This is a genomic window from Sporomusa sp., from assembly GCF_057736855.1.
Map to the genome: position 1 here is coordinate 1 of NZ_JBYKYF010000248.1, position 4,645 is coordinate 4,645.

The following is a 4,645-nucleotide window of genomic DNA, read 5'->3' on the forward strand; positions in this document are numbered from 1 at the left end:
GTGTTGGTTCAGGGTCTTTTTTGGTTTTCCAGGACTGTAGCTCGGCTTCTAACTGCTGGTGTTCAAGTTTTTTCTGATTACTTTGGAGTGTAAGTTCCAGTGCCTGTTTGCGCCAACTGTCTTCCTGGCGTTTGAAGGCGATTTCTGCCGGTTTGAGTACATCCTGCCAAGTCGTATCTTCATACAGACGCTGTATACTTTGCGTCAGCAGGTTTGTTCCATATTTTCAATGGTATCAGAAAGCGGGCGCAGTTCCTCGTCAGACAAGGCGGGCAGTGAGTTGGTCAGAATTTCGTGAATGACGCTGGGGCGGAAATCTTTGGACAGTTTGGGACTGCGCAATTGGATTAACAATTCCATAAGGTCTTTATAATTTTCGATAGAAGCAAAACCAAAAACATATTTATTGACAAGAGCGGCATATTCGCTTTGGCTGCGGACGACAAAGCCGCCTTGCGGAGTAATGACTCGTTCTAACTCGCCGCGGGTGAGCGGAATTTTTTCTGGTTTGCCATCCGCATTGTATTCTGTTTTAGCCAGGGACAATTCGTAGTTGATACGGCGGTTATCGGTAATCACAAAGCCCCAAAAATCCAGACTGGCACCACGCTTGGCTTTAAGCCCGATACCAGTGGTCAGATATTGCTCACTGTGCTCGCGTTTGTATTCCAGATAGAGATAACCTGTACGCTCTTCGCGGTCAACAACATCCTTTTCGCCTAAAAGGTAGTCTTCCATGCGCCGGTCTTTGGAGCCAAAGGGGTCTAATCGGTTGGCGGCAATTTTGCCATCTAAGAGTACGGTAATCAAGCTTTGCATGGTAATGGATTTACCGGAACCATTAAGTCCTCTAAGCAGCAGTTTACCGTCAGAGAACAAAAATTCTTCCTGATCGTAGTACCAAAAATTAAGAAATCCGGCGCGATGCATTTGCCATTTATTCGTGTTCATTATTTGTCTCCATTATTTTATGTTTTTCAGGATGGTAGTCGCTGGGGTACACACCAATTGTCCGGCCAAGCAGTGGACTTAAGATTATCAGGCCGAGTTCAGGGTGTATCCTGGCCATCTTCCAATCCATCAGTGCTGTCAGCAGTTCTTTTGTAAGGCGGCTTAAGGGCATATCCCGGTATTCCTTAGTCCAACCCGAACCGCTGGTTTTTCGGCACTTTTCTACTAAGCGGTCAAATTCTACCGGAGTAAAACTGAGTTGGTGTTCGCCAGTTGCTCTGTTAGTTGACCAGTAATCACGGACTATGGCGGCAAAGTGCAGCATAACTCCGGAGATACCGCTTCTGTCCGGAAAGGTGGTGAGTTGAAACCGTCTGTCCCCCGGTACGGTGAGCATAGCAACATCTTTGTATAATTCAAATGTAAATAGACTATGTTCTTCTATGTCTTCCCGCAGACGGTTGCGCATATTTCTAAGATAGAAAAAGTCATCTTCTTTGGCGTCACATCGTTCATATCCTGGTGTTAGATAAAGTTCCCGGTAAACACGGTGTTTACGGATTCGTCTGGTCAGTTCATTGTCATCCGCGTGTTCTGACGCCAGCAATTCTTCGATAGAGTTATATTGGCATAAATCTTTAGGATAGGAGCGCAAAAAATAGCGGGACATGATCGGTACTTCAAATAAAGCTTCACTGTCAGCGCTATTCATAAATCCGGGGATATCCCCATCGACTTTGGTTACAATTTGGTAATCACATGCCAGGGTCAGCACCCGTACCAAGGATTTACGGCATTCGTAGCTTTCCCAATTGATCTTGGGTTCGCCAGTATGTTCATTTTGGGGATAAATAACCAACAAGCTTTCACACAGGTCGCTAAGTAGGAATTGTTCGTCAATGCTCTTTTCTTCTAGAAAGGCCAGCAGACAGCAGAGCAGCGCATAATCCCGCGGATGTTGCAAAGCGCTAAACCCCATCCAACTGGCAGGTTTGGCGGGGATTTTTTCCAGCTTAATAAATTGCCTGTGTACAATTAACTGAAACCCGCATTTGTCGGCAAAATAGCTGCGGAGTGCTTTTTCGCGCCGGCGGATATGCTGGTATATGTCCGGGTTCTTATCGCGGATGATCCAATAGTTTTCTAGTAGATGAAGGGCTGCTTCCCGGTCTTCGTCATCGAATTTTTCAATTATACTGGCCATACAGATGCTCCTTTTATTTTTAAACTTAGGCCAAGAATTCAAAGGCGAAATCAGGCAGGGTCAGTCTGCCGTCAGAACAAGTGAGGGTGACTGGGCGGTCACTTAGCCGGATAAGGCGGATTTGACGCCCGGTTTCGGTTTTGGCAGTATGGGTGGGACTTGCCATGCATTTGCCAATCCAGTGCAACAGGGTTTTACGAATAAACGGTTCCTGCTCACCTAAGGAGGCAATGACAATGCGATTGCCGTCAATGAGTTGGTCAATGAGGGCCTGTTCCTGTGCTTTGGCTTTAATGTATTCGGCACGGGCCGTTTCTTTTTCGGCTGTGTGGTTAACAACTGCACCTGGTTTGGTTTTTTCACGGTAGGTATTGACACTGGGTTTTACCGTTACGGCTGTCGGCGGATTATCCCAAATCAGACTGTCCATGTCTTCGCTTTCGGCATGTTCGGCATAGATATGACGAATGCCGGACGTACCGAATAAAACGGCTGACAGCTCATGGGCAGCACGGATATCGTCTAAACGGTCAAACCAGGCAGCCGGATACAGGTAATCTCGGTAGCGGCTGCGTACGGCATGCTGCCGTTCCCCGAGGCGCTGGGCAAACCGCGTAATGCGGCGGATGGTATCGGTGGTTGCGCGTTCCAGGGAGAGAAGTTCGCAGTAATGACCTGATCTTCCGAAAAACCATTCGTTAAGGCTTGTCCATTGGTCCTGGTAGCGTTCGATAAGCTGTAACCGGTTCAGCTTTTCGTCCAGGCGGGGAATGCTAAGCTGGTAGTCGGCAATTTTTTCGGCTGCCTGGGTAAACTGCTCGGGGGGAATTTGTTTGAGTATGGTCTCAATATTATAAGAAGCGTGTTGTAATCCCAGAATAAAACGTCGGATATATTCGGAAAACGCATCTTTATAGGCAAGAAAGGCTTCATTCATCATGCGTTCTTCTACTTTTTCACTCTTAAGATAGGCGATATAGTTGGAGGCGTTTTCTACAATTTTACGGAAATAGCTATAGACATCTTCCCAAGCTTGATTGATTTCTGCACCTGCTAATGTATTGGCGCTTTCAGCAAAGCGCCGTAAGGCAGCCAATAGTCTGTCGAAGAGTGTAGCTTCCAGTGAACCGCCGAAGGATTGTCCCAGTTCATGCAGTTTTTCTACCATCCGTTCGATTTCAATAGTATAAGGAGTGCATTGGTAGCGAAACTTTTTCTTTTTAAAGTCCTCAATGGTTGCCACCCGTCCGGTTTCTTGGCGGGGGATGATATTTTTCCAATCGCTAAGCTGTTTTAAGTCAGACTGCAACTGGTCTTCGGTATACTCGGCGAAATACGGGTCCTGTTTTAAGTAGGAATAAATTTCTTCAGGATATAGGTAGTGTTTTAGTTTTTCATGCTGTATATAAAAAAAGCGTAAGATACTCCGGTAGCGCCAGGCATTTTCTGCTGTTAGATAGGTAGCTTCTGTAATGGGTTTCAGATGTTGTTCATACATAAAAATAAGCTCCTATTTGCTAATATTTTTTGTTCCTGCTTAATTTCGGTGTTTTACGACATAAATCCTTTTATTTAGATGATACTGTTTGCAGGGATTTGCCTTTAAATAATGGAATTTGTGTGATAAAATTTATGACTACACAAACTATATAAGGTAGAATAGAAGTAGAGCTAACATGTAAGGGGGACATTATACATGGAGTTATGGTATACAGAGTATCAAACCGCAAATTTGGGACTCACCGTCAGGATAAAAGAAACACTCTATACAGGGCGGTCAGAATTTCAGGAGATTGCAGTCGTTGATTCCCATGAGTTTGGTCGGATGTTAGTATTAGACGGTGTTTTTCAAACCTCAATTGTTGATGAGTATATCTACCATGAAATGATTGCCCATGTACCGCTATTCGTACATCCTAATCCTAAAAACGTGCTGGTTATCGGTGGTGGTGATGGTGGCACCATCCGTGAAGTCGTTAAGCATCATTCAGTAGAAGTGGCTGAGATGGTAGAGATTGATGGCATGGTAGTGGATGTTTGTAAAAAATATTTGCCGGAAATCAGTGTAGCGCTAATTGAAAACCATCCGAAGCTGAGTCTCATGATTTGTGACGGAATTAAATATATGCAGGAAGTGGAAAACAAATACGATGTCATCATAGTGGACTGTTCTGATCCGATTGGACCAGGAGAAGGCCTGTTTACTCATGAATTTTATAAGAATGTACATAAAGCATTAAAGCCTGATGGACTATTTGTGCAGCAGACCGAGTCTCCGTTTTATCATCAGGAGCTGATAAAACGATTATACAAAGATATTTCATCGCTATTCCCTATTACTCGCTTATATTTAGCTAATATTCCTATTTATCCCGGCGGCTTGCATTGCTTTACGATTGGTTCTAAGCAGTATGATCCCAACAACGTTGATATTTCACAGATACCGGAGATTCCGGGTACTCGCTATTATAACCGGGATATTCAGAAAAG

General features: G+C 44.6%; 4 protein-coding genes. 1 reads left to right on the forward strand and 3 read right to left on the reverse strand.

Going from position 1 to position 4,645, the window contains the following annotated elements; all coding sequences use genetic code 11:
- Nucleotides 1-204: 204 nt before the first annotated feature.
- The 3 genes from AC29Z1_RS13800 to AC29Z1_RS13810 are packed head-to-tail and all read right to left on the reverse strand — an operon-like array spanning nt 205 to nt 3,653.
- Nucleotides 205-951, reverse strand: a complete 747-nt coding sequence (locus tag AC29Z1_RS13800) for a hypothetical protein (RefSeq protein ID WP_488272033.1) — start codon at nt 949-951, stop codon at nt 205-207.
- Complete coding sequence (locus tag AC29Z1_RS13805; protein ID WP_488272034.1) at nt 938-2,155, reverse strand: TIGR02678 family protein; 1,218 nt, start codon at nt 2,153-2,155, stop codon at nt 938-940. Before AC29Z1_RS13805 ends, AC29Z1_RS13800 begins: the two co-directional genes overlap by 14 nt.
- Nucleotides 2,156-2,180: 25 nt before the next feature.
- Complete coding sequence (locus tag AC29Z1_RS13810; RefSeq protein WP_488272035.1) at nt 2,181-3,653, reverse strand: TIGR02677 family protein; 1,473 nt, start codon at nt 3,651-3,653, stop codon at nt 2,181-2,183.
- A gap of 198 nt (nt 3,654-3,851) precedes the next feature.
- Between AC29Z1_RS13810 and speE the strand changes: the two genes are divergently transcribed.
- On the forward strand, nt 3,852-4,645 hold a 794-nt coding region (gene speE / locus AC29Z1_RS13815; RefSeq protein WP_488272036.1), incomplete at its 3' end, for a polyamine aminopropyltransferase.

Bases quoted from the DNA above. Each gene is read 5' to 3' on its own strand.
- AC29Z1_RS13800 (WP_488272033.1), bottom strand. From the start codon at position 951: ATGAACACGAATAAATGGCAAATGCATCGCGCCGGATTTCTTAATTTT.
- AC29Z1_RS13805 (WP_488272034.1), bottom strand. From the start codon at position 2,155: ATGGCCAGTATAATTGAAAAATTCGATGACGAAGACCGGGAAGCAGCC.
- AC29Z1_RS13810 (WP_488272035.1), bottom strand. From the start codon at position 3,653: ATGTATGAACAACATCTGAAACCCATTACAGAAGCTACCTATCTAACA.